This is a genomic window from Streptomyces sp. NPDC058051 (assembly GCF_042885475.1).
Classification (GTDB): Bacteria; Actinomycetota; Actinomycetes; order Streptomycetales; family Streptomycetaceae; genus Streptomyces.
In genome coordinates, this window is record NZ_JBHVRW010000003.1 from 296669 (window position 1) to 320240 (window position 23572).

23 protein-coding genes and 1 tRNA gene are annotated in these 23572 nt (G+C 70.8%); 12 read left to right on the top strand and 12 right to left on the bottom strand.

Annotated elements, in window-relative coordinates; translation table 11 throughout:
- Window positions 1-16: 16 nt before the first annotated feature.
- Both ACFVUT_RS06950 and ACFVUT_RS06955 read left to right on the top strand, forming a co-directional pair.
- Window positions 17-991 carry a GlxA family transcriptional regulator gene (locus ACFVUT_RS06950; RefSeq protein ID WP_389644158.1) on the top strand — a complete coding sequence of 325 codons (975 nt, stop codon included), beginning with the start codon at window positions 17-19 and terminating at the stop codon, window positions 989-991.
- A 131-nt stretch (window positions 992-1122) separates the two neighbouring features.
- The gene (locus ACFVUT_RS06955) at window positions 1123-3006 is read left to right on the top strand and encodes a family 20 glycosylhydrolase (protein ID WP_389644155.1); all 1884 of its coding nucleotides are present in this window, start codon (window positions 1123-1125) and stop codon (window positions 3004-3006) included.
- Window positions 3007-3072: 66 nt separating this feature from the next.
- Here the strand turns inward: ACFVUT_RS06955 and ACFVUT_RS06960 are convergent, their stop codons facing one another.
- From ACFVUT_RS06960 to ACFVUT_RS07000, 9 genes are all read right to left on the bottom strand, one after another.
- Entirely contained in the window at window positions 3073-3810 is a 738-nt protein-coding gene (locus tag ACFVUT_RS06960) for a D-Ala-D-Ala carboxypeptidase family metallohydrolase (protein ID WP_389644152.1), read from the bottom strand.
- A 227-nt stretch (window positions 3811-4037) separates the two neighbouring features.
- Window positions 4038-4676 (bottom strand): peptide deformylase, encoded by a 639-nt coding sequence (gene def / locus ACFVUT_RS06965; protein ID WP_389644149.1) that lies wholly within the window; start codon window positions 4674-4676, stop codon window positions 4038-4040.
- A gap of 105 nt (window positions 4677-4781) precedes the next feature.
- Complete coding sequence (locus ACFVUT_RS06970; RefSeq protein ID WP_389644146.1) at window positions 4782-5774, bottom strand: tetratricopeptide repeat protein; 993 nt, start codon at window positions 5772-5774, stop codon at window positions 4782-4784.
- A 90-nt stretch (window positions 5775-5864) separates the two neighbouring features.
- Window positions 5865-7163, bottom strand: coding sequence for an HD-GYP domain-containing protein (locus ACFVUT_RS06975; protein WP_389644143.1), 1299 nt, complete (start codon window positions 7161-7163; stop codon window positions 5865-5867).
- Complete coding sequence (locus ACFVUT_RS06980; RefSeq protein WP_389644140.1) at window positions 7160-8614, bottom strand: HD-GYP domain-containing protein; 1455 nt, start codon at window positions 8612-8614, stop codon at window positions 7160-7162. The genes ACFVUT_RS06975 and ACFVUT_RS06980 overlap by 4 nt, the downstream gene beginning before the upstream one ends.
- 246 nt (window positions 8615-8860) lie before the next feature.
- Window positions 8861-9181 carry a mycothiol system anti-sigma-R factor gene (gene rsrA, locus ACFVUT_RS06985; RefSeq protein ID WP_389644137.1) on the bottom strand — a complete coding sequence of 107 codons (321 nt, stop codon included), beginning with the start codon at window positions 9179-9181 and terminating at the stop codon, window positions 8861-8863.
- Entirely contained in the window at window positions 9178-9834 is a 657-nt protein-coding gene (locus ACFVUT_RS06990) for a sigma-70 family RNA polymerase sigma factor (protein WP_389644134.1), read from the bottom strand. The genes rsrA and ACFVUT_RS06990 overlap by 4 nt, the downstream gene beginning before the upstream one ends.
- A 426-nt stretch (window positions 9835-10260) precedes the next feature.
- Window positions 10261-10911: an alpha/beta family hydrolase gene (locus ACFVUT_RS06995; RefSeq protein WP_389644131.1), complete on the bottom strand. Its 651-nt coding sequence runs from the start codon at window positions 10909-10911 to the stop codon at window positions 10261-10263.
- A 29-nt stretch (window positions 10912-10940) separates the two neighbouring features.
- Entirely contained in the window at window positions 10941-11756 is an 816-nt protein-coding gene (locus ACFVUT_RS07000; protein ID WP_389644129.1) for an SOS response-associated peptidase, read from the bottom strand.
- Window positions 11757-11833: 77 nt separating this feature from the next.
- On the opposite strand from ACFVUT_RS07000, the gene ACFVUT_RS07005 reads away from it, so the two are divergent.
- From ACFVUT_RS07005 to ACFVUT_RS07020, 4 genes are all read left to right on the top strand, one after another.
- The gene (locus ACFVUT_RS07005; protein WP_389644126.1) at window positions 11834-12547 is read left to right on the top strand and encodes a M50 family metallopeptidase; all 714 of its coding nucleotides are present in this window, start codon (window positions 11834-11836) and stop codon (window positions 12545-12547) included.
- A 106-nt stretch (window positions 12548-12653) separates the two neighbouring features.
- The gene (gene aroA, locus ACFVUT_RS07010; protein ID WP_389644123.1) at window positions 12654-13994 is read left to right on the top strand and encodes a 3-phosphoshikimate 1-carboxyvinyltransferase; all 1341 of its coding nucleotides are present in this window, start codon (window positions 12654-12656) and stop codon (window positions 13992-13994) included.
- A 3-nt stretch (window positions 13995-13997) separates the two neighbouring features.
- Complete coding sequence (rsgA, locus tag ACFVUT_RS07015) at window positions 13998-15014, top strand: ribosome small subunit-dependent GTPase A (RefSeq protein WP_389644120.1); 1017 nt, start codon at window positions 13998-14000, stop codon at window positions 15012-15014.
- A gap of 90 nt (window positions 15015-15104) precedes the next feature.
- Window positions 15105-15428 carry a DMT family transporter gene (locus ACFVUT_RS07020; protein WP_389644118.1) on the top strand — a complete coding sequence of 108 codons (324 nt, stop codon included), beginning with the start codon at window positions 15105-15107 and terminating at the stop codon, window positions 15426-15428.
- A gap of 212 nt (window positions 15429-15640) precedes the next feature.
- Here the strand turns inward: ACFVUT_RS07020 and ACFVUT_RS07025 are convergent, their stop codons facing one another.
- Window positions 15641-16255 (bottom strand): TetR/AcrR family transcriptional regulator, encoded by a 615-nt coding sequence (locus ACFVUT_RS07025; protein ID WP_389644115.1) that lies wholly within the window; start codon window positions 16253-16255, stop codon window positions 15641-15643.
- Between the two features lie 122 nt (window positions 16256-16377).
- Here ACFVUT_RS07025 and hisN point away from each other — a divergent pair, with 122 nt between their 5' ends.
- Together hisN and ACFVUT_RS07035 are read left to right on the top strand one after the other, a co-directional pair.
- Complete coding sequence (gene hisN / locus ACFVUT_RS07030; RefSeq protein WP_389644113.1) at window positions 16378-17178, top strand: histidinol-phosphatase; 801 nt, start codon at window positions 16378-16380, stop codon at window positions 17176-17178.
- A 164-nt stretch (window positions 17179-17342) separates the two neighbouring features.
- Complete coding sequence (locus tag ACFVUT_RS07035) at window positions 17343-17747, top strand: cyclic nucleotide-binding/CBS domain-containing protein (protein WP_389644110.1); 405 nt, start codon at window positions 17343-17345, stop codon at window positions 17745-17747.
- 69 nt (window positions 17748-17816) lie between these two features.
- On the opposite strand, the gene ACFVUT_RS07040 is transcribed toward ACFVUT_RS07035, so the two are convergent.
- Window positions 17817-19268, bottom strand: a complete 1452-nt coding sequence (locus ACFVUT_RS07040) for a catalase (RefSeq protein WP_389644107.1) — start codon at window positions 19266-19268, stop codon at window positions 17817-17819.
- A 160-nt stretch (window positions 19269-19428) separates the two neighbouring features.
- On the opposite strand from ACFVUT_RS07040, the gene ACFVUT_RS07045 reads away from it, so the two are divergent.
- The 4 genes from ACFVUT_RS07045 (at window position 19429) to ACFVUT_RS07060 (ending at window position 23055) form a co-directional block, all read left to right on the top strand.
- Window positions 19429-19848, top strand: a complete 420-nt coding sequence (locus ACFVUT_RS07045) for a Fur family transcriptional regulator (RefSeq protein ID WP_389644104.1) — start codon at window positions 19429-19431, stop codon at window positions 19846-19848.
- A gap of 293 nt (window positions 19849-20141) precedes the next feature.
- A complete protein-coding gene (locus ACFVUT_RS07050) occupies window positions 20142-20969 on the top strand; it encodes an ABC transporter ATP-binding protein (RefSeq protein ID WP_389644102.1) in 828 nt (275 codons plus the stop codon).
- Complete coding sequence (locus tag ACFVUT_RS07055; RefSeq protein WP_389644099.1) at window positions 20966-21835, top strand: ABC transporter permease; 870 nt, start codon at window positions 20966-20968, stop codon at window positions 21833-21835. The genes ACFVUT_RS07050 and ACFVUT_RS07055 overlap by 4 nt, the downstream gene beginning before the upstream one ends.
- A gap of 74 nt (window positions 21836-21909) precedes the next feature.
- The gene (locus ACFVUT_RS07060) at window positions 21910-23055 is read left to right on the top strand and encodes an ABC transporter substrate-binding protein (protein ID WP_389644097.1); all 1146 of its coding nucleotides are present in this window, start codon (window positions 21910-21912) and stop codon (window positions 23053-23055) included.
- Between the two features lie 62 nt (window positions 23056-23117).
- Here the strand turns inward: ACFVUT_RS07060 and ACFVUT_RS07065 are convergent.
- A tRNA-Met gene (locus ACFVUT_RS07065) sits at window positions 23118-23191 on the bottom strand.
- Window positions 23192-23572 lie beyond the last annotated feature (381 nt).

Sequence of the window (23572 nt, forward strand, 5' to 3'; positions counted from 1 at the left end):
CTGCCACACTGGTTCCATGCTGAAGAATGTCGCCGCCCTGCTGCTCGACGAGGTCCATCCCTTCGAACTAGGTGTGCTGTGTGAGGTCTTCGGCCTCGACCGCAGCGACGAGGGCCTCCCGGTGCACGATTTCGCCGTGGTCTCCGCCGAGGGCCCGGTGCTCCGGACCCACGCCGGCTTCACCATCACCACGCCGTACGGCCTCGACCGTCTGGAGGAGGCCGACCTCATCGCCGTGCCGGCCGGCAGCCACTTCGCCCGGCGGGAGTACGCGGAGGAGATCCTCGACGCGCTGCGCCGGGCGGTGGACCGGGGCGCACGCGTGATGAGCGTCTGCTCCGGTGCGTACGTGCTCGGCGCGGCCGGGCTGCTGGACGGGCGGCGCTGCACCACGCACTGGCGCCACGCCTCGGAGCTGGCCCGCCGCTTCCCCCGGGCCGTCGTCGAACCCGACGTGCTGTACGTGGACGAGGGCCCCGTCATCACGTCGGCGGGCACGGCGGCCGGGATCGACGCGTGTCTGCATCTGGTCCGGCAGGCGTACGGCCCCGCTGTCGCCAACGCGATCGCCCGCCGCATGGTGGTGCCGCCGCACCGGGACGGCGGGCAGGCGCAGTACATCAAGCGGCCGCTGCCCCACACCCGGTGCGACACGGTCGGCGACACGCTCGCCTGGATGGAGCGCCACCTCGACCAGGAGATGACCGTCGAACAGCTCGCCGCACAGGCGCACATGTCGCCGCGTACGTTCGCCCGCCGCTTCCAGCAGGAGACGGGCACCACTCCGTACCGTTGGCTGCTCCGTCAGCGGGTGCTGCTGGCACAGCACCTGCTGGAGACGTCCGACGAAACGGTGGACGCGATCGCCGGGCGGACCGGCTTCGGGACGGCCGCCGCGCTGCGCCATCAGTTCGTACGGTCGCTGGGCACCACGCCGAACGCCTACCGCCGTACCTTCCGCGGTCCGAACGCCCTTTCCGAAGTCGCCTGATCAGCAACGGACCTGATACCCGATCATTCGTCCAACCGTCCGCCACGTCTGTCCATGGACCGCGGCTCACGTGACCGAAGAGGGTCGGTCGCATGGACATGCGGAGGGCAAGACGAAGGACCATCGGGGCCGTGGTGGCTGCGCTCGCCGCCGCGCTGCTGCCCTGGCAGAGCGCCTCGGCCGAGGACTCCTCGGCCACCGCACCTCCGCCCGAGGTGCTGCCTACACTGCGGCAATGGCAGGCCGCCGAGGGCGAGTTCGTGCTGACCGACCGGGCGCGGATCGTGCTGGACGGGGTACGGGACAGCCGTACGGCCGCCGATGCGCGCCGTTTCGCCGGTGAGCTGCGGGGGAAGGCGGCGGTGACGCAGGGCCGGGCGTCGGCCCGCTCCGGTGACATCGTGCTGCGCCAGGATCCTTCTCTGAAGGGCGCCTTGGGTGCGGAGGGCTACCGGCTCGACGTCGGCGACCGGGTCACCGTCACCGCCGCGACCTCCACCGGCGTCTTCTACGGTTCCCGGACCGTCCTCCAACTGCTGAACGACGACGGACTGGCCGCGCGCGGTTCGGCGACCGATGTGCCCGCATACCGTGAACGCGGGGTCGGGGTGTGCGCCTGCTACATCAACGTCTCCCTCCCGTGGTTCGAGCGGATGATGAAGGACATGGCCTCCCAGAAGCTCAACCAGCTGTGGATAGAGGCCAAGGTCAGGAGCGACACCGACCCGGCGTCGGCGTTCTGGGGCTACTACACGAAGGCGCAGGTCCGCACGCTGGCCGCGCTGGCCGAGAAGTACCACATCGAGCTGGTGCCGGAGATCAACTCCCCCGGCCACATGGACACGTATCTGGAGAACCACCCGGAGCTCCAGCTCAAGGACAGCGACGGGGTCGCCTCCCCGCCCCGGCTCGACATCTCGCGGCCCGAGGCGCTGACGTACTACACCTCGATGGTCGACGAGGCGCTGGAGGCGTGGGGCACCCGTACCTGGCACATGGGCGCCGACGAATACATGCTCGGCTCCTCGTACCCCGACTATCCGCAGCTGCAGACCGCCGCCACGGCGAAGTTCGGCGCCGGCGCGACCCCCGACGACCTGTTCGTCGACTTCATCAACCAGGTCAACGCGCATGTGAAGGCCGACGGCCGGTCGCTGCGGATCTGGAACGACGGTCTGGCCGGCCGGAACGGCGTCGTGCCGCTGGACCGCGACATCACCGTCGAACACTGGCTGGGCGGCGGCACCATCCAGAAACCGTCCGCGCTGCTGGCCGAGGGCCGACCGGTCATGAACTCCGCCTATGCGCTCTACCTGGTGCGCGGCGGCTACACGACCGACACCCGCGCGCTCTACGAGAGCGACTGGACACCCCTGCGCTTCGAGGGCGAGACCCTGCCCGCCCCGGCCGCGAACCTCACCGGCGCCAAGATCACCCTGTGGCCGGACAGTGCGGCGGCCGAGACGGAGAACGAGGTGGAGGCGAAGACCTTCATGCCGCTGCGCTTCCTGGCGCAGGCCACCTGGGGCGGCCCGAAGCCGAGTGAGACGTACGCCGGATTCGAGGCACTGGCCCGGAGGATCGGTCATGCGCCGGGCTGGTCGAACACCGACCGCACCCCGCTCGCCGACGGTACGTACCGGCTGACCGCGGGCTCCGGGGCGCTGGCCCCCGGGGCGGACGCGGGCGTGTCCCTGGTCCGCGGCAGCACGGCCTCCTGGACGCTGACGGCCACCGCCGACGGGTACTACACGGTGCGGTCGGCCGAGACCGGGCAGTGCCTGGACGCGGTGCGCGGAAAGAAGTACCTGGGCGCCCCGCTGGAGGTGGGGGCCGAACTGTCGCTCGGGGCCTGCTCGGCGGCGGCGCGTACACAGCGCTGGCAGCTGGACACCGGCGCCGGGGCGCTGACCCTGCGCAACGCCATTTCGCAGCTCCGCCTGACGGAGCGGTCCGCGGACGGCGTCGCGGTCCAGACGACGGGTGCCACGCGGTTGACGGCGAGGACCGCCTGACGCGCGTGGCGCGGAGAAGGGCCCCGGGTGCCGGTCCGGCCGACCGGCACCCGGGGCCCTCGTGCGTCAGATGCCGCAGTTGGGCGCCGACCAGTAGTGGCTGGGGCCCTGGTTGACGTGGATGTGGTCGTTGTGGCCCGGGTAGCCGGGGCCGAGGATTCCCCTGAACCCGTGGTAGCGGGCCTGCTTGGCGAGGGTGCACAGGGCGTGCGGTCCAGCGCCGAGGTCGGCCGCGTCCCCGTACAGATGGCGGCTGTTGGACGCGCCGCCGACCGCGCTGTTGCAGGACGTCGACCGGAAGCCGCTGGTGATCCGGATCGGCTGGTCACCGAGCGCGTGCCGCAGCGCTTCCAGCTTCCACATGGTGCTCAGGGCGTTGGCCTTCGCCGTCCCCGCCGCGACGGCACCACCCGCCCAGGTCGAGTTGCACTGGTTGTGCTCGGCGTAGGTGAAGTGGGCCGGGGTGCAGTCGTTGTCCTGGAGGGCGTAGAGCTTGGCCTGGGTGTTCGGGCCCGCGATGCCGTCGGCGGCGAGGCCGTAGGCGGCCTGGAAGCGTTTGACGGCGGCGGTGGTGGCCGGCCCGTAGGAACCGTCGATGGCGAGCACCGAGTTGTAGCCGGGATAGCCGGCCACCCGGATCTGGAGCTGGACGACGTCATTGCCGGTGGCGCCGGGGGACAGCGTGCGGGTCCAGGTGTAGCAGCCGTCGGCCTGCGCGGTGCCGGCGGTGACCACGGCCCCGCCCAAGGCGAAAGCCATGGTCATGACAAGGCCGAGCAGGAGTCGTGCGGTACGTCTGAGCATGTGGGGGCTCCCTACCACTACAGAGATGTGGTGAGAGAGCTTGTCGGACGAGTCGACGCGCGTCAACTACCCATGGGAGAAGGCCAGTTGACGATCAACCCAGAGCCGAAGAACGGTGGGCCCGGACTCCCTGCGAGGGAGTCCGGGCCCACCGGGGTGACGAGCGCCGTGGAGTCGCCCGCACCATGCCGCGTCCGCCTTCCGACCGAAGGCCACTCGACAGGTTCTCAGTCGTTCGGCACGATCTCGTAGCGCGGAGTGTTCTCCGCCATCTGCCGCAGCGCGTCCTTGCGGTCCCGCTTGGAGAGGCGGTCGATGTACAGGTACCCGTACAGGTGGTCGGTCTCGTGCTGGAGGCAGCGGGCGAAGTAGCCGTTGCCCCGCACCTTGATCGGGTTGCCCTTGGCGTCCTGGCCGCGGACCACCGCGTAGTCCGGGCGGGCCAGCGAGGCGTACGCCGTGGGGACGGAGAGGCAGCCCTCGTTGGAGTCGTCCAGGATCCGGTCCTCGGGCGGAAGCTCCTCCAGCACCGGGTTGCAGACGGCGCCCACGTGCCGCACGCCGTCGTCGTCCGGGCAGTCGTAGACGAAGACCTTCAGGTCGACGCCGACCTGGTTGGCGGCCAGGCCCACGCCCTCCGCCGTCCGCTGGCTCGCGAACATGTCGTCGATCAGCCGGCCCAGCTCGTCGTCGAACTCGGTGACGTCCTTGCACTCCGTGTGCAGCACCGGGTTGCCCACGACCGTGATCGGACGGGAGGTGCCACGCTCGCGATGTGCCGTCTCGCGCGCCTCACAGTCCTCCGTGTCCACGACGAATCCCTCGTCGTCGACGCTGATCTGCTCGTCCGTCTCCTGCTGCGCCATGTCCGCCGTACGCCTTCCTCAAAACCTGAAACCCGGACGTCCGATGGACCGGGGCCCGGGCACCCGAGCACCGCGACCGGTGCCCGTACAGCCTACGGGCACCGGTCAGCAGACTTCTTCGAGATCCCGCCACTCACGGCTGTCCGGGCTGTCCGCCACCCAGCCGTCCAGCAGGCCGCGCACCAGCCCGGCCGGGGCCGCTATCCCGCACTCGCGCTCCGGCACCCACAGCTCACCGGCCGTGCGGTGCCCCAGCGGACCGGGGTGTCCCGGCTCGCTGTGGTCGTGCGGGTCGAGATGCTCGCCGTCGCCCTCGTCGCTCTCCATGCGGCTCTCCGAGCAGGCCCGGCAGAGCAGCCGCACGGAGGACGACCAGTCCTCGGCGGCGAACCCGGCGTCGGACGCCAGCCGCTCCAGGGCGTCCCGGTCCGCCTCGGTGGCCGCTTCGAGCAGCACGACCCAGGTGGGCACCGGGGACGGCGCCCACAGCTCGATCTCGTCGAACACGGGGTAGGAGGGGCCGGCCGCGGTGACCCGCTCCCCGTTCGGCACGCCGTCGTGCAGGACGACCTCGCCCCAGCGGCGGCCGGACGACGGCAGCGGGATGGAGAGCACTTCCATCCGCGCCGGATCGAGCCGACGGCCCCACACGACCTCGGCCTCGCCCTCCGGCGACAGCCGCACCGCGGCGCTGCCCAGCTCCATGCCGGTCGGCTCGCTGTTGGCCGCGGAGGTGTGCGGGCCCGCACCCGGCACCTTGAGGCCGTACGCCTGCCAGGCGCGGCGGGCCAGCGGCCAGTCCTGCAGTGCGGTGGCGGCGATCCCGACGTTCCACCAGTCGGGAGCGCCGGATTCCTTGTCGAGCAGCGCGACGGCCCGCAGGCCGGCGGCTCTCGCCTGTTCCCAGTCATGCCGGAACTTGTGCAGCAGCGCCAGGTTGAACCACGACTCGGAGAGCCAGGGCTCCAGGTCCGCCGCACGCGTCAGCAGCGCGCCCGCGTCCTCGTACCGGCCGTCGCCGATCAGCGTGAACGCGCGGTCCGTGGCCTGCCGCCAAGAAGCGGAGGGCCGATGCCGTACCTTCCCGAAGATCCTCACGATTCCCGCCTGTCCCGACTGGACACCCTCGTTTTCCGCTCTCTTCGCATCCAACCATGCCGGGCCGGACACCCGCTCATTACCCATGGGTTACCCGGGCGGGACGGGAGTCAGACCGCCCCGGGCCAGAACCCGGGCCAGTGATTCCACGACTTCGGGCTGGTAGTCGTGCCCGGTGCCGAGCCTGAGTTCTTCCAGCGCACCCAGCGGCCCGGTGAGACTTTCCCCGCAGAGGTCGTCGTATGCGTTGACCGCTCTGACGATCCTGGCGGACAACGGCTGCTCGCGGTAGGGGTCGGCCTGCCGCTCCACCACGACGGCGACCCGGGTGTCCACCCCGGTCTGCCGGACCACGGCTCCGCCCAGCAGCGCGATGCGGCGCTGCTCGGCGGCGGGCAGGGGGGCGGTCGCCCCGTCCGGGACCGGGTCGACGAGCGAGAGCTGGCCGATGTCGTGCATCAGGGCCGCGTATTCCAGCACGGTCAGCTCGCTGCCGGAGAGCCCCAGCTCACGTCCGACGGCCGTGCAGAGCACCGCGACCCTGCGGGCGTGCCCGTGCGGGGTGTATCCGGCGATCTCGGTGGACCGTGCGAGCGAGGCGATCGTCTGCCGATAGGTGGTGCGCACGGCGGCGAACCGTCGGAACGAGATCTGGGTCAGGAGCAGTGGTACGCACAGGACGGGCAGCGCCCACAGCCCGGCGACGGCGACGCCGAGGGCCATCACGACCCCGGTCGCGCAGACCGCCGAGCCGATGCCGATCAGGCCGCGCAGCTCGTCGCGGAGCAGCGGCCCGTAGGGCGGAGGAGTGCCTCCTCTGCTCCTGAAGCCGTGCGGGACGCAGCGCGAGCGCAGCAGCAGGGCGGCGAGCACGGCGTCGCACAGAGCGGTCAGGACGAGAAGCAGGAGCATGAGGAGCACGTAGGACGGGCCTTCGCCGAACCAGTCGGCGGCGCGGCCGGAGTTGTGCAGGGGCTGGAAGCACACGGCGGCGAAGGTGACGGTCAGGACGCGGCGGGCCACCCGGTCGGGGGTGGGGCCGCTGCCGCGCGCCACATGGGGCACGCAGGCGACGAGCTGGGCCGCGACGAGTACGGCGATGACCTGGAGGACGCCGTGGGTGGTGGGTGCGCCGCCGCTGCGGCCGAGGAGGGCGTACGCCAGTGCTCCGGCGGCTCCGAGCGGCGCGGGCTCGCGCTCGCCGGGCAGCGCGCCCCAGCGGGCCAGTTCGCCGACGGTGATGAGCACCCCGAAGGCGAGCGCGTGTCCGGGTTCGTGGACGCCGTCCCAGAGGGTGTGGCCGAGCCCGGCGGCGGCGAGCACCACGGCCGCGCCGTGGACGGCGAGGACGGCGCGAGGCGGTCGCGCCGCGGTCCGGTCCGCGCTCACCGGCGACGGTCCGCCGACGGCCGGGGACCGGGCGTGGCAGGGTCGGGCCCGTGCGGCGGCCGAGGCTGAACGGGGACTCGGGCGGCTGCCGCACCGCCGTCCGCCGCCGTGGGCCGCGGTGGCCCCACCCGCGCCTCGTCCGCCGTCACCGCGGTCATCGCGCTCGTCGCCGACCATCCGTGCCGGTCCACCGCCCGCACCAGCGCCCGCACCATCTGCGGGTCGAACTGTGTGCCCGCGCACCGCTCCAGCTCCTCCAGCGCCGCGGGCACCGGCCTCCCTCGCCGGTACGAGCGGGTCGATGTCATCGCGTCGAAGGCGTCCGCCACGGCGACGACCCGGGCGAACTCGGGGATCTCCCGTCCGCTGAGCCCGTACGGATAGCCGCTGCCGTCGAGCCGTTCGTGGTGGTGGAGGATCGCGGCCCGTGCCTCGCCGAGGAAGCCGATGCCCCGGACGATCTCGTGCCCGTATTCCGGGTGCAGCTCGATCACCCTCCGTTCCTCCGGGGTGAGCGGTCCGTCCTTGCGGAGCACGCGGGTGGGGACGCCGAGCTTGCCGACGTCGTGCAGGATTCCGGCGAACCGGAGGACCTCCAGCCGGCCCTGGTCCATGCCGAGTTCGCCGGCGATGAGGACGGATGCCCGCCCGACGCGTTCGCTGTGGCCGCGGGTGTACGTGTCCTTGATGTCGACGGCCTGCACCAGGGCCCTGATGGTGGCGCGGTGAGCGGCGTGCTCCCGGTGGTACTGGGCGAAGACCCAGCAGGAGAGGTACATCGGCAGCAGCACGATGAGCGCGGACAGCGGCCCGTACGGACCGCGCCACAGGACGGCCATCATCAGTCCGGCGAGTCCGTGCACCAGGTGCGGTCCGAGCGAGCGGGGCAGCAGTCCCTTCCAGGCGCGCCGCAGGGGCAGCCGTTCGGCCGCGACGAGGATGGAGCCGTCCAGAGCGGCCAGGACGAGGCTGAACGCCAGGGCGGCGGCGCAGGCGGGAAGCACGGCGTAGGGAAGGTCCGGGAGCCGATCGGTGCCTGTGCCGGTGCCACCGAGCGCCGCGGTGCCGCCGAGCAGGCCGTGTACGGACGAGGCCGCCCAGACGGTGACGGCGAGCTGCGCGGCCCGCCAGATCCGGCGCGCGGTGACGGGCGCGGTCTCCACCCGGCCGATGAGTGATCCGGGGATCGCGACCAGGGCCGCCGCGGCGGGCGGCAGCAGAAAGGCGGCGGCGAGCAGGAGCGGAAAGAACGATCCGGCACTGACCGGCACGGAGCCGCCGAAGAAGGGGCGGCGCCCGGGGAGTTCGCAGGCCAGATGGAGCGCGGTGAGCAGCCCGACGGTGGCCCACGGAATCCCGGCGCCCGTCCTCAGCACGGGGAGCACACAGGAGAGGGCGCCGATCACGGCCGCCAGAATGTATGCGCGCGCCGCCCCGCGTGTGGTCCTCACCCGCCCCGCCCGCCCCCCACGATGGTCAATGGAGGCGCCAGGCTAGCGAGTTGCGGATCCCGCCGAGCCTCAACGAGCCCGATTAGCACATTCGGGTGATAAGCGCGGGATCCGGGTGCTGCCTGGGGGCGGGGCGGCGGCGAGGCGGGGGCGGGGCTGCGTGGGACGGCCGGCCGGGGTCACTTCCCGGCGGCTACGCGGGGCGACCGGAGGACGTCGTTGCTCCTCGGCGGTGCCCGGACGTCATTACTCCTTGGCGGCGGCGGGCCGGCCGGCCTCGGAGGCCGTCACGTCCTGCTCGGGCACTGCCTGCCCCGAGCGGATGAGATCGATCCGGCCCAGCACCTTGGAGCGCAGATCGGTCGGTACGTCGTCCTGGCCGCAGCAGCGCTTGACGAGCTTCTTCACGGCCTGTTCCAGGCCGTACTTCTCCAGGCACGGGGAGCACTCCTCGAAGTGCACCTCGAACTTGGTGCAGTCGCTGTCGGGCATCTCGTGGTCGAGAAACTCATACAGATGATCGAGGACTTCTGAGCAGTCCGTCTCGTGCGGCTCTCCGCAGCTCATGAGCCCGAGCCTTTCCGATCGTCCGACTCTCCGGCACCGGCGGGGACGAGCCCGCGCTCGCGGGCGTAGTCCTCCAGCATGCCGCGCAGTTGGCGGCGGCCCCGGTGCAGTCGGGACATCACCGTACCGATGGGAGTCCCCATGATGTCCGCGATCTCCTTGTAGGCAAAGCCCTCGACATCGGCGAGATACACGGCGATGCGGAACTCTTCGGGGATCGCCTGCAGAGCGGACTTCACATCCGAGTCGGGCAGGTGGTCGAGAGCCTGCGACTCCGCGGAACGCAGTCCGGTCGACATGTGCGACTCGGCCCGCGCCAGCTGCCAGTCCTCGATCTCCTCAGCGGCACTGCGCTGGGGTTCGCGCTGCTTCTTGCGGTACGAGTTGATGAACGTGTTGGTGAGGATGCGGTACATCCACGCCTTGAGGTTGGTGCCCTCACGGAACTGGTGGAAGGAGCCGTACGCCTTGGCATACGTCTCCTGGACCAGGTCCTCGGCGTCCGCGGGGTTGCGCGTCATGCGCAGCGCGGCCGAGTACATCTGGTCGAGGAAACCGAGGGCGTCCCGCTCGAAGCGCGCGTTGCGCTCGGCGGCCGTCTCCTGCGCGCGGCCGTCGTCGGTCCCTGTGTCGGTCCCAGTGACCGGACCCACCTCCTCCAACGCTGTGGCGGATCCGATGCCGGAACCGCTCGAATCGGAGAATAGTCGACCTTGCTTCGAGACGGGCTGTCGATCCGATCCGCTCAGTGCCCGCTCGGAAGTGGTACTGGCCGCGTGAAGGACCGTCCACTCCAGGTCAGCGGCGTTCGAGCGGCGCGGGCAGATGGTCGAACCCATGCGACGGACTCCCTCTCCACTTACGACGTTGATGTACCGATGACATGCACAACAGCGGCCCCTCGTTCAACATTCCCGGGGGAGGCGATCCGGTGCCGCCGCCGACGGGCACGACCGGCGGAACCCGCAGGGGGTGTACGTCGTACGACTGGCAGAACCCGCACAGGACGTACGTCGTACGACCGGCGGAAACCGCGGCGAGTGCACGTCATAGGACCGGCAGAACCCGCAGGGCACACGTCATACGAGGGTGGACAGCCACTCCGTCACGGCGGTGGTGAGGATCTCCATCGCCTGATCCTCGGTCAGGCCGGCCTTCTTCGGTACGGCGAACCCGTGGTCGCCGAAGGGCACCTCGGCGATCTCGTACTCCCCCGGAGGGAATTCGGCGGGCCGCCCGAACGGATCGTTGCCCCCCTGTACGACGAGGGTGGGTACGCCGGAGCCGAGGAGCTCGTCCTTGCGGGACTTCTCCGGCTTTCCCGGCGGATGCAGCGGGAAGCTGAGCGCGAGGACGGCGTGGGCGCCGAGTTCCGCCGCCGTGCGGCAGGCCACCCGTGCCCCGGCGCTGCGTCCTCCCGCGACGACGGGCAGGCCCGCGGCCGTGAGCGCGGGCCACACGCCCCGCCATCCGGTGTCCAGCGTCCTCGGGGCGGGCGCGAGTTTCTTGCCGGCGACCCGCCACGGCTGCTCCACCAGGGCGACGGTCACCCCGTGGACGGGCAGCGCGGCGGCCAGGGCCCGGAGGTCACGGGCCTCGACGCCGCCGCCCGCACCGTGGCTGACGGCGAGCACCAGGCAGGCGTTCCCCGCGGGCAGCCAGGTGATCCTGGCCGGCCCGGCGTCCGTGTCGACCGTCTCGGTCCTGCGGCCTGTCTGTGCGGTACTCACGTGCCCCATCCTGCCCGGTCACCCCGGGGTCAGAACAGCGTGCTCGCTTCCGGCGCGGCCAGTTCCGCCAGCAGCTCGGGACCGTTGTTGCGGACGTTGCTGACGGCCGTGGCCACCGGATAGGCCCGCATCAGCCCGCCCGGCGGCGGCGCGAGCAGCGCCCTCAGCTCCTCGACACCGGTGTGCGACGGGTCGAGCCAGGCGTCCCACCGGTCCGGGGTCAGCATCAGCGGCATCCGCGGGTGGATGTCGGCGAGCGCGGCCGGGCCCTCGGCGGGGGCGACCGCGAGCGGGGTGGTCTCCGCCTCGGTCGTGATCACCGAGCAGGTCGCCCACCAGGCCATCGGGTGGTCGTCCGGCAGGGTCCGGTCGCGCCAGAACTCGTACAGCCCGGCCATCGCGAAGACGGATCCGTCGGCCGGTGTCACGAAGTAGGGCTGCTTGCGCGGCCGCTTCCGCTTCCCCTTCTCCTCCAGCTGCCGTTCGTCCGCACCGGTGACCCACTCGTAGTAGCCGTCGGCGGGCAGGATGCAGCGCCGGGAGACGAAGGGGCGGCGGAAGGACGGCTTCTCGTGGACCGTCTCCGCACGGGCGTTGATCATCCGTGCGGCGCCCTCGGGCGACTTCGCCCAGGACGGCACGAGCCCCCATTTCAGAGCACGCAGCTGGCGAACCGGACGCGGGTCGTCTGCGTCTTTCACAGGACGTTCCAGTACGGCGTAGACCTCCTTGGTCGGCGCCACGTTCCAGTCGGGCGCCAGGCTCTGTGCCGGTTCCCACTTCTCGACCCGGAAGAGTCCGGTCAGGTCCTCGGGCCGCCGACTCGCTGCATACCGTCCGCACATAAGTGCCAGACTGCCACGACCGTCCCGACGACAAGACGCCGATACCGAAGCCGATGCCGCAAGGAGCCGCCCACACCATGAACAGCACCGATCTGGGCAATCTGTGGGACCGCGTCTTCGGCACCCAGCCCGCACCCGAGCAGTGGCTGGTGGTGGTGACCGGAACGCTCGCGCTGATAGCCGTCGTACCGAACCCGATATGGCGGCTGACCCGCAACGCGGTCACCATCGCGCACGAGGGCGGGCACGGACTGATCGCCCTGCTCACCGGACGGCAGCTGTCCGGCATCCGGCTGCACTCGGACACCAGCGGGCTGACCGTCAGCCGCGGCAAGCCGACCGGCATCGGGATGATCCTCACCGCGGCGGCGGGCTACACCGCCCCGCCGCTGCTGGGCCTGGGCGGGGCGTGGCTCCTGGTCGACGGCAGGATCACGCTGCTGCTGTGGCTGGCCACCGCGCTGCTCGCGGTGATGCTGGTGATGATCCGCAATCTGTACGGGGCGCTGACGGTGATCTTCACCGGGTCGGCCTTCCTGCTGGTGTCCTGGCTCGCCTCGGCCGCCGTGCAGTCCCTGTTCGCGTACACCGTCGTCTGGTTCCTCCTGCTCGGGGGCGTGCGTCCGGCCTTCGAGCTCCAGTCGAAGCGGCGGTACGGCGGTGCGCCGGACTCGGACGCGGACCAGTTGTCGCGGCTGACGGATGTGCCGGCGGCGCTCTGGTTGTTCCTCTTCCACGCGGTGTCGCTCTGCTCGCTGATCGGCGGCGGGCGCTGGCTGCTCGGCATGTGAGGACGACCGCCGCCACCCGCCGGCACGTACCACACGTTCGTTACTCACCGGTTTCTTCTCATTTGGTCGAGATTCGGGATTGCGGTGTGCCACTAAAGTGAGGTCCATGACCGAAAGTTCCGTGCACCCCGCCCTCTGGCCCGCCCCCCGAGCGAGCGGCCCCGTCGACGCCACCGTCACCGTGCCCGGGTCGAAATCGGTCACCAATCGCGCTCTCGTGCTCGCCGCTCTCGCCGCCGAGCCCGGCTGGCTGCGCCGCCCGCTGCGCTCCCGCGACACCCTGCTGATGGCCGAGGCGCTGCGCGCGATGGGCGTCGCCGTCGAGGAGACGGTGTCGTCCAGTTCCTCCGCGGCGGGCGGCCCGGACGGCTCCGGCGAGGCATGGCGGGTCATCCCGGCCGGTCTGCACGGCCCGACCACGATCGACGTCGGCAATGCCGGAACGGTCATGCGCTTCCTCCCGCCGGTCGCGGCGCTCGCCGACGGTCCGATCCGCTTCGACGGCGACCCCCGTTCCTACGAACGCCCGCTGAACGGCGTGATCGACGCGCTGCGCGTGCTGGGCGCCCGGATCGACGACGACGGGCGCGGCTCACTGCCGATGACCGTGCACGGCAGCGGGGCGCTGGACGGCGGACCGGTGGCGATCGACGCCTCCTCGTCCTCCCAGTTCGTCTCGGCGCTGCTGCTGTCGGCGCCGCGCTACAACCAGGGGGTGGAGGTGCGCCACACCGGCGACAGGCTGCCCTCCCTGCCGCACATCCGGATGACCGTCGACATGCTGCGGGCCGTCGGTGCCCAGGTCGACGAGCCGGAGACGGGCGGCGAGCCGAACGTCTGGCGGGTCTCCCCCTCCGCCCTGCTCGGCCGCGATCTGACGATCGAGCCCGACCTCTCCAACGCCCAGCCGTTCCTCGCCGCCGCGCTGGTCACCGGCGGCCGGGTCACCATCCCCGACTGGCCCGAGCGCACCACCCAGCCCGGTGACGCCCTGCGGGAGATCTTCACCGCGATGGGCGGCAGCTGCGAGCTGACCGAGCGCGGCCTCACCTTCACCGGTTCGGGGCGTGTCCACGGCATCGACGTCGACCTCGGCGAGGTCGGCGAGCTCACCCCGGGCATCGCTGCGGTCGCGGCGCTCGCCGACGGTCCGTCCACCCTCAGCGGCGTCGCCCATCTGCGGCTGCACGAGACGGACCGGCTCGCCGCGCTCACCAAGGAGATCAACGATCTCGGCGGCGATGTCACCGAGACCGCCGACGGACTCCGCATCCGGCCCCGGCCGCTGCACGGCGGTACCTTCCATACGTACGACGACCATCGGATGGCAACCGCGGGGTCGATCATCGGCCTGGTCGTCCCCGGAGTGGAGATCGAGAACGTGGCGACAACCGCCAAGACCCTGCCCGACTTCCCGCAGATGTGGACCGGAATGCTCGGGGCCTGAGACATGCGCCGCTACGGCAAGAACCCCGACGAGGACGACATCCGGATCCGCCCCAACCGCAAGGGCAACCGACCCCGGACCCACATCCGCCCCAAGCACGAGGACGCCGAGGAAGGCATGGTCCTCACCGTCGACCGCGGCCGTCTCACCTGCCTCGTCGACGGCCGTACGGTCATGGCGATGAAGGCCCGTGAACTGGGCCGGAAGGCCGCCGTGGTGGGTGACAAGGTCTCCCTCGTCGGCGATCTGTCCGGCGACAAGGACACGCTCGCCCGCATCGTCCGCATCGGTGAGCGCCACTCGGTTCTGCGCCGGACCGCGGACGACGACGATCCGTACGAGCGGGTGGTCGTCGCCAACGCCGACCAGTTGGCGATCGTCACCGCACTGGCCGATCCGGAACCCCGCCCGCGGATGATCGACCGCTGTCTGGTCGCCGCGTACGACGGTGGGCTCTCGCCGCTCCTGGTGCTGACCAAGTCCGATCTCGCCTCCGCGGACAAGCTGCTGGAGGCGTACACCCCGCTGGGTGTCCCGTTCGTCGTCACCAACCGTGAGGAGCTGGAGAACGGCGACGCGGCCGAGCGGGTCCGCGAGCAGCTGAACGACCGGGTGACCGCCTTCGTCGGGCACTCCGGTGTCGGAAAGACGACGCTGGTCAACGCATTGGTACCGAAGGACCGGCGGCGTACCACCGGGGTGGTCAACGCCGTCACCGGACGTGGCCGGCACACCACCACGTCGGCGCTGGCGCTGCCGCTGCCCGACTATCGCGGCTGGGTGATCGACACCCCCGGGGTGCGTTCCTTCGGGCTGAACCACATCGACCCGACCCGGGTGATCCACGCGTTCTCGGACCTGGAGCCCGCCGCCGCGGACTGCCCCCGCGGCTGCACCCACGACAGCCAGGAACCGGAATGTGCCCTGGACGCCTGGGTGGCGGCCGGTCACGCCGATCCGGCGCGGCTGGAGTCGCTGCGGCGGCTGATGGCCACCCGGGAGCGACGCGAAGGCGACTGATCCGGGCACGTTTGCGATCTGGTGTCGTCGGTAAGTGCATAATCACACCCAGCGAGGCAAGGCGGTCACCGACGTGGGAGGGCACTGACGATGGCGTGGCTGCTGGTCGTGGTCGCGGGATTTCTGGAGACCGGCTTCGCCGTCTGCCTGAAGCTCTCACACGGTTTCACCCGGCTCTGGCCGACCATCGCGTTCTGCGTCTTCGCCCTGGGCAGCTTCGGTCTGTTGACGCTGTCGCTGAAGAAGCTCGACGTGGGGCCCGCCTACGCCGTGTGGACGGGGATCGGCGCGGCGGGCACCGCGATCTACGGCATGGTCTTCCTCGACGACGTGGTCTCCACCCTCAAGCTGGTCTCGATCTCCCTGGTGATCGTCGGTGTGATCGGGCTGCAGCTCTCGGGCTCGTCCCACTGACCGAACGGCGGCCGTCCACCACCGCTCCCCACGCGCGCCACCGAGCACGCAGTCGACACGCCGACGCTCCATCACCGCACGCCGAGCGCTCAGCCGGCGGGCCCCACTGCCCCACTCCGCACACCGGGCGCCCACCTGGCAGACCCCACTCCCCCACCTCACGCCCCGAGCGCTCACCCAGCGGGCCCCGCTCCACCCCGCACACCGAGCGCTCAGCCACCGGACCGGCGCCCCACCACCTCGCGGACCAGCGGTGCCGGATCCCTCTCGGTTCCGGTGGGAGCCGGGACCAGCGCGTAGCTCAGTGCGAGCCGCAACGCGATCTCGCAGGTCTCGGCCGGCACCACCGGATCGTGCGGCGACCGCCCCTCGTCGAGGGCTGCCACCGTCCGCGCGGCGGCTTGGCCGAGCAGTTCGGCGGGCGTCGGCATCCCCGCGTCGGCACGCCGCTGGGCGGGTACGAGCGAGTCGGTCGGCGGCGCGGGGCGCTCGGGACGGGGTAATCGCTCGCTCCAGCACCCGGTGAGCAGCCCCCTGACCAGGCCGTCCGCACGGACGGCCCGGACGGTCCAGGCAGCGGTGGCGGCCAGCCTGTCTTCCGTACCGCCCGCTGATCCCAACGCCTGTTTGACTCCGGCCAGATAGCCGTCGGCGGCGCTGCGGACGAGGGCGCGGGCCAGGCCGTCCTTGCTGCCGAACTCGTTGTAGAGGGTCTGCCGGGAGACTCCGGCGGCGGAGGCCACATCGACCATGCGCACCGCCGACCAGGGCAGGGTGGCCAGCGCCGAGCGGGCGGCGTCCAGTAACGCGTCTCGCGCTGTGCGCATCGTCGCCTCCCGTGCCAAGGGCTCCGCGTCCCAGAGTTGACGCGCTCCCGGAGGCTGTCAATGGCCCCGGCGGGCCGCGGGGTCCTGTGGCTCTGTTCACCCGCGGTCGATACTGTGACGACATGCCCGATTACCACGATGATCTGCGCCTTGCCCATGTACTGGCGGACGCCGCCGACGCGGCGACGATGGACCGGTTCAAGGCTCTGGACCTCAAGGTCGAGACCAAGCCGGACATGACACCGGTGAGCGAGGCCGACAAGGCCGCCGAGGAACTGATCCGCGGCCATCTCCATCGGGCGCGGCCTCGCGACGCGATCCTGGGCGAGGAGTACGGAATCGAGGGCACCGGCCCGCGGCGCTGGGTCATCGACCCGATCGACGGCACCAAGAACTATGTCCGCGGTGTGCCGGTCTGGGCGACGCTGATCTCGCTGATGGAGGCAGGGGAGGACGGCTTCCAGCCGGTGGTCGGCGTGGTGTCGGCCCCGGCGCTGAACCGGCGCTGGTGGGCGGCGAAGGGCGCCGGGGCGTTCTCCGGCCGCAGTCTTACCTCCGCGACCCGGCTGCGGGTGTCGAAGGTCGGGCGGATCGCGGACGCCTCGTTCGCGTACGCGTCGCTGAGCGGCTGGGAGGAACAGGGCAGGCTCGACGGGTTCCTGGATCTGACCCGGGCCTGCTGGCGCACGCGCGGGTACGGGGATTTCTGGCCCTACATGATGGTCGCCGAGGGATCGGTCGACATCTGCGCGGAGCCGGAACTCTCGCTCTGGGACATGGCCGCGAACGCGATCATCGTCCAGGAAGCGGGCGGGACGTTCACCAGCCTGGACGGGGTGTCCGGCCCCAGCGGCGGAAACGCGGCGGCCTCGAACGGACCCCTTCACCACGAACTGCTGGGCTATCTGAACCAGCGCTACTGAACGGAATCGCGCCCCCGAGGGGCATCGCGCACCACCGCACGCCCCTCGGACGATCCCTTCTCCCCTTGTTCCCGTCGCGCATCGATGCAACGCTGAGAGTTCCCCCGCTTGTGAACTTGTGAACCGACTCACTCAGTCGCTTCACGTAGGAGGTGGCTCTCTTCATGCTCGTCCGTGACGCCATGAGCACGCTGGTCCTCACCATCGGCCCCGCCCACACACTCCGCCAGGCCGCCCGACTCATGTCGGCCCGCCACATCGGAGCCGCGGTCGTCCTCGACCAGGACACCAGCGGGCTCGGCATTCTCACCGAGCGCGACATCCTCCACGCGATCGGTTCCGGCCAGAACCCCGATATCGAGACCGCCGCCACCCACACCACCACCGACGTGGTCTTCGCCGCGCCCACCTGGACCCTGGAAGAGGCCGCGGAGGCCATGACACACGGCGGTTTCCGCCATCTGATCGTGCTGGACGACCACGGCCCCGTCGGCGTCGTCTCGGTACGCGACATCCTGCGCTGCTGGACGCCCACCAGGCGCCGCCACCACAAGGAACTCGTCGGCTGAGCCCCGCGAACGACCGGCGGGCCGGCCCTCTCCGAAGAGAGGCCCGGCCCGCCGTGGTGCAGGCACCGCCTAGCCGCGCAGAGCCTGGACCGCGGCCTCCAGGCGCTTGCCGAAGTCGCCGTCCGCCTGACGGAAGTTGTTGATCGCACGCTCGGCGATGTCGTCGCGCGACACCTTGGCGATGAACCCCGCGAGGTTGCCGATCAGCCGGGCCTTCTCGTCCTCGGAGAGGAGCCGGTAGAGGTTTCCGGCCTGCACGAAGTCGTCGTCCTCGGCGTGGCGCGGAGCCTCGTGCGTACCGGTTCCGCCCGTGACCGAGGCGGGCTCCCACAGCGGCCGGTCCGTCTGCGCCGGACCGCCGAAGCTGTTCGGCTCGTAGTTCTTCGCGCCCTTGTGGCGGCCGTCGTACAGGTACCCGTCACGGCTGTTGGTGCGCGCCTCGGTGGCGTGCGGACGGTTCACCGGAAGGTGGTCGGCGTTGATGCCGACGCGGTAGCGGTGGGCGTCGCCGTACGCGAAGAGACGGCCCTGGAGCATCTTGTCGGGCGACGGACCGATGCCCGGCACGAAGTGCGCGGGGCTGAAGATCGACTGCTCGACCTCGGCGAAGATGTTCTCCGGGTTGCGGTTGAGCTCCAGCTTCCCGATCTCGATCGGCGGGTAGTCCTCGTGCGGCCACACCTTGGTGAGGTCGAACGGGTTGAAGCGGTAGGTGGCCGCCTCGGCCGCCGGCATGATCTGGACCTGCACCGTCCAGGACGGGAAGTCGCCGCGCTCGATCGACTCGCGCAGATCGCGCTGGTGGCTGTCCGGGTCCTCACCGGCGAGCACGTCGGCCTCGGCCTGGGTGAGGTTCTTGATGCCCTGGTCGGTCTTGAAGTGGTACTTGACCCAGAAGACCTCGCCGGCCTCGTTGTTCCACTGGTACGCGTGCGAGCCGTACCCGTTCATGTGACGCAGCGTGGCCGGAATGCCGCGGTCCCCGAAGAGCCAGGTCACCTGGTGGGTGGATTCGGGCGACAGGCCCCAGAAGTCCCAGACGTTGTCCGCCTCCTGCGAGCCGGTGTAGGGGTCGCGCTTCTGGGTGTGGATGAAGTCCGGGAACTTGATGGCGTCCTTGATGAAGAACACCGGGGTGTTGTTGCCGACGAGGTCGTAGTTGCCCTCTTCGGTGTAGAACTTCAGGGCGAAGCCGCGGGGGTCGCGCACCGCGTCGGCCGACCCGAGGTTGCCCGCGACGGTCGAGAAGCGCAGGAAGGTCTCGGTCTGCTTGCCGACCTCGGAGAGGAACTTCGCGCGCGTCCACCGCGAGACGTCCCGGGTCAGCGTGAACGTGCCGTACGCGCCGGCGCCGCGGGCGTGCACGACGCGCTCCGGTATGCGTTCGCGGTTGAAGTGCGCGAGCTTCTCCAGCAGTGACTGGTCCTGGACCAGGACCGGACCTCCGACGCCCGCGGTCTGACTGTTCTGGTTGTCCGCGACCGGCGCCCCGGCCTCCGTGGTGAGCGGTCCCTGCGTCACGTGCGCCTCCTGCGTCGATCCTGCATATTTCGCCACGTTCTGTACGGGCTGTTCTTCGGCGTATATCGAGTTGATCCTACAATGGACTAAGTCCAAGTCAAGCTGGCATCCAATGTCACACTTGTTCGGAGTCCGGCCTCCCGCTGTTAGGCTTGTTCTCATGAGTGACCTGCTGGAACGACTTCGCGGACGCGGCTGGCGCATGACCGCCCAGCGGCGCGTCGTGGCCGAGGTCCTCGACGGCGACCATGTACATCTGACGGCCGACGAGGTCCACGCCCGGGCCGTCGCCAAGCTGCCCGAGATCTCCCGCGCCACCGTGTACAACACCCTGGGCGAGATGGTGACGCTCGGTGAGGTCATCGAGGTCTCCACGGACCGCCGGGCCAAGCGGTACGACCCGAATGCACACCGCCCCCACCACCACCTCGTCTGCGCGCGCTGCGGCACCATCCGCGACGTCCACCCGGCGGGTGACCCGCTGGCGGATCTGCCGAGCGACGAGCGGTTCGGTTTCACGGTGTCCGACGTCGAGGTGACCTACCGCGGCATCTGCCCGAACTGCGCCGCGACGGCCTGAGCCGACTCCCTGCCACGGAGGCACCCGCCGAGGACGACACCTCGCGCGGGCAGGCGTACGCGGAGGACGACACCTAGTGCGGGCAGGCGTACGCGGAGGACGACACCTCGTGCGGGCAGGCGTACGCGGAGGACGGCACCCGCGAGGGCAGACCCCGCGGAGGCGGGCACACCTCCCCACACCCTCACCACGCGCACACCCCCTTCCCGAATCTGACGGGTAGTCATATCGTCGGCGGCGATCGCGTCCGCCCCGCGGCGGATCCGCACCTCGATACGCGCGAGGAGAGACCCGTGGGAGATCCGCACCCGACACCAGCCACGCCCACAGCCGCAGCCACCGCCCCGACCACCCGTCCCAAGCTCCGCGCCGAGGCACTCACCCGCTCCTTCGGGCTCGGCGCCAAGGCCCTGCCCGCCCTGGGCCCGCTCGATCTCTCCCTCGCACCGGGCGAGTTCACCTGTGTCGTCGGCCCCTCCGGCTGCGGCAAGTCCACGCTGCTCAGGATCGCCGCCGGACTGCTCCGTCCCAGCTCCGGCGAGCTGTCCATCCGCACGGCCTCGCCCCGCCCCACGGCGATGATCTTCCAGGACTACGGGATCTACGACTGGAAGACCGTGCTCGCCAATGTCCGGTTCGGCCTCGACATCCAGCGGGTACCGCGCAGGGACGCCGATGCCCGGGCACGCGACTGGCTGGCCCGGATGGGGCTCTCCGACTTCGCGGGGGCGTATCCGGCGGCGCTCTCCGGCGGAATGCGTCAGCGGGTCGCGATCGCCCGCGCCCTCGCCGTCGAACCCGAGATGCTGCTCATGGACGAGCCGTTCGCGGCGCTCGACGCCCAGTTGCGCACCATCCTTCAGGACGAGCTGCTCGACCTCACCCAGACCACCCGTACCACCACGCTGTTCATCACCCACAGCCTCGAAGAGGCCATCGTGCTCGGCGACAGGGTGCTGGTGATGTCCGCCAGACCGGGGCGGATCATCGCCGAGCGCCGACCGCCGTTCGGCCGGCCACGCACCGGCGAGGTCCGGTCGGCGCCCGAATTCACCGCGTTGAAGAGCGAGCTCTGGGAACTCCTGCGCGGCGAGGTGCGCAGGGAGGCGATCCCGGCATGACCGCCACCGTGAACGCCACGAAACCCGACGACGGCGTCCTCATCCGCAGACCGGGCCCGCAGGAACTGCACCCGGCGCGCACGCATCGCAGGCGCCGCGCTCTGGAACTCACGCTCGCCGTCGCCGTACCGCTGCTCCTCGTGCTCCTCTGGCAGCTGGCCGCGGCACAGTCCTGGATCGACGACCGGGTCTACCCCGCCCCCTCCACCATCCTGGCGGACGGCTGGGACCGGGCGGGCGCCGGTGAACTGTGGCCGGATGTGTGGGCCACGCTCAAGAGAGTCCTCGGCGGCTATGCGATCGGCACCGTCACGGGGTACGCGCTCGGGCTGCTGATGGGCTCGCTCTCACTCGTACGGGCGGCGTTGGAGCCGTTGCTCGACGCGCTGTACGTCGTGCCGAAGCTGGCTCTCCTGCCCGTCTTCCTCAACATGTTCGGCCTCGGTGAAGGGCCGCAGATCGCCCTGGTCGCCACGACGGTCTTCTTCTTCGTCTGGATCTCCACCATGGCGGCCGTGCTCGCCGTCCCGGTCGGCCACCGGGACGCCGGACAGGTCTTCGGCGCCTCACCCTGGCAGATGTTCCGCCATGTGCTGCTGCCCGCGTCGCTCCCCGCGGTCCTGGTCGGAGCACGCATCGCGGCGGGGGTGGCCGTGCTCGTCATCGTCGCCTCCGAACAGATCGCCGCAGCCGACGGCCTCGGCCATCTGATCTTCGACTCCCGGGCGCTGTTCCAGAACGACGTGATGTTCGTCGGCATCGTGTGTGTGGCGGTCCTCGGTGTCGTCTTCTCCGAAGCGGTGCGGATCGCCGGGCGGCTGCTCACGCCATGGGCCCCGCGCGACCGTGGCCGCGGCCAGTCCTGAAGCTCCTCCGCCACGCTCCCCCGGCGTCCTCCAGGATCGCCACCGGCTCCCCACGTTCTTCGTACGGAGGCACTGTGCGTACACGTACCCCCTTCACCTGCACCGTCGTACTCCTCACGGCATCCCTGCTCGGCGCGGCGGGCTGTGCCCAAAACGACTCCGCCGACGACAGCGGTGCCACCGCCGCGCCGCGCACCGTCAAGCCGGTCGCGGGCTGTGGCACCGGCAGTTGGACCGACCCGGCCGACCTCGCCCCCGACCGGAGAACGGCCCGCTGTGACAAGGGCGCTCCGGCCCCTCAACCGCTGGAGAAGAAGCGGAAGATCACCGTCGCCACCGGCACCCTGAGCGCGGAGTACGTCGCTCCGCTCCAGGTCGCGGTGGCGAAGGGCGAGTTCGCCAAGGAAGGACTGGACGTCGAACTGAAGGTGCTGCCCACCCCGGACGCCCTCCCGCTGCTCGCCAAGGGGAATGTGGACGCGCAGTGGGCGGCGCCCGAGGCGGCCGTGATGAACGGCATCAACGGCGGCTTCGACATCAAGTGGGTGGCGGGGAACTTCTCTCCCGACCCCACCTCCAAGAGCGGCCTGTGGGTGCGTCTCAAGGACGGCGAGAGCGCTGATCATGTCGATATGGCAGGCCGGAGGATGGGCACGATGATCGGCAAGGGCTCGGTCATCGCGTACCCGATGGACACCTCCCTGAAGAAGCACGGTGGCGGCCTCGACAAGATCAGCTTCCAGCAGCTCGGCTCCGCGGACGTCCTGACCGCGCTGCGGAACGGCGGCGTGGACTCGGCCTGGCTGCTCGACCCGATCTGGCGCACGGTGGACGGCGACAGGAAGTACGCGTTCCTGGGCGGCCAGCCGGTCGGCGAACCGCTCGGCGGTCTCCTCTTCGGCCCGACGTTGCTGAACAAGGACCCGGACGCGGGCGTCGCGTTCCTCCGTGCCTACATCCGGACGGTGAACACCTATTTCGCCGGCGACTACAAGGCGGACCCCGGCTTCGTGGCCGAACTGGCCACACTCATGAAGACCGACGAGGCCACCCTGCGGTCGACCCCGTCGATGCGCATGGACTGGGAGATACGGAAGGGTACGACGGACCGCCTCCAGAGGGCCTACGTCGACGCGGGCGTCTCGAAGGGCACCCCGGTGCCGGAGACGAAGGCCGTCGACCGGGCGTTGTACGCGGAGGCGGTGGGCCACAGACTCTGAGGCGCACGCGGGAACACGCACGGAAGGCCGGATCCTTCAAGGATCCGACCTTCCGTCTTCAGTAGCGGGGACAGGATTTGAACCTGCGACCTCTGGGTTATGAGCCCAGCGAGCTACCGAGCTGCTCCACCCCGCGTCGTTGTGGTTCCACCGTACGTCACCGCCCCGGACCAGCGCAAATCGATGGCCGCCCCCCACCTGCGGCCGGGCGCCGGGACCGCCCAGAAGGATCGGCCCCTCGCACGGGAAGCATCGGCCCCTCGCGCGGACAACCCGTGCCTCGCGTGGAAGGCCCGCCCCGCGCGCTCGCACGAGGACAGCCCTCGGCCCCACGCCGGACCACGAGCCGGAAGGCACGTCTCCCGCACGAGCGCCGGAGCGCGGCTTCCCCGACGCCCGCCCCGCACACTCGCCTCACACGACAGCCCGCACACTCGCCTTACGGCGGCACCTCGCACACTCGCCTTACGGCGGCACCCCGCACGCTCACCCGCCCCGACGCCCCGCCCACTCGCCT

Coding starts and splice junctions, on each gene's coding strand:
- ACFVUT_RS07025 (WP_389644115.1), bottom strand. CDS start 16,255: ATGCGCACAGCGCGAGACGCGTTACTGGACGCCGCCCGCTCGGCGCTG.
- rsrA (WP_389644137.1), bottom strand. CDS start 9,181: ATGAGCTGCGGAGAGCCGCACGAGACGGACTGCTCAGAAGTCCTCGAT.
- ACFVUT_RS07000 (WP_389644129.1), bottom strand. CDS start 11,756: ATGTGCGGACGGTATGCAGCGAGTCGGCGGCCCGAGGACCTGACCGGA.
- ACFVUT_RS07055 (WP_389644099.1), top strand. CDS start 20,966: ATGACCGCCACCGTGAACGCCACGAAACCCGACGACGGCGTCCTCATC.
- ACFVUT_RS07045 (WP_389644104.1), top strand. CDS start 19,429: ATGAGTGACCTGCTGGAACGACTTCGCGGACGCGGCTGGCGCATGACC.
- ACFVUT_RS07020 (WP_389644118.1), top strand. CDS start 15,105: ATGGCGTGGCTGCTGGTCGTGGTCGCGGGATTTCTGGAGACCGGCTTC.
- hisN (WP_389644113.1), top strand. CDS start 16,378: ATGCCCGATTACCACGATGATCTGCGCCTTGCCCATGTACTGGCGGAC.
- ACFVUT_RS06950 (WP_389644158.1), top strand. CDS start 17: ATGCTGAAGAATGTCGCCGCCCTGCTGCTCGACGAGGTCCATCCCTTC.
- aroA (WP_389644123.1), top strand. CDS start 12,654: ATGACCGAAAGTTCCGTGCACCCCGCCCTCTGGCCCGCCCCCCGAGCG.
- def (WP_389644149.1), bottom strand. CDS start 4,676: ATGGCGCAGCAGGAGACGGACGAGCAGATCAGCGTCGACGACGAGGGA.
- ACFVUT_RS06960 (WP_389644152.1), bottom strand. CDS start 3,810: ATGCTCAGACGTACCGCACGACTCCTGCTCGGCCTTGTCATGACCATG.
- rsgA (WP_389644120.1), top strand. CDS start 13,998: ATGCGCCGCTACGGCAAGAACCCCGACGAGGACGACATCCGGATCCGC.
- ACFVUT_RS07035 (WP_389644110.1), top strand. CDS start 17,343: ATGCTCGTCCGTGACGCCATGAGCACGCTGGTCCTCACCATCGGCCCC.
- ACFVUT_RS07005 (WP_389644126.1), top strand. CDS start 11,834: ATGAACAGCACCGATCTGGGCAATCTGTGGGACCGCGTCTTCGGCACC.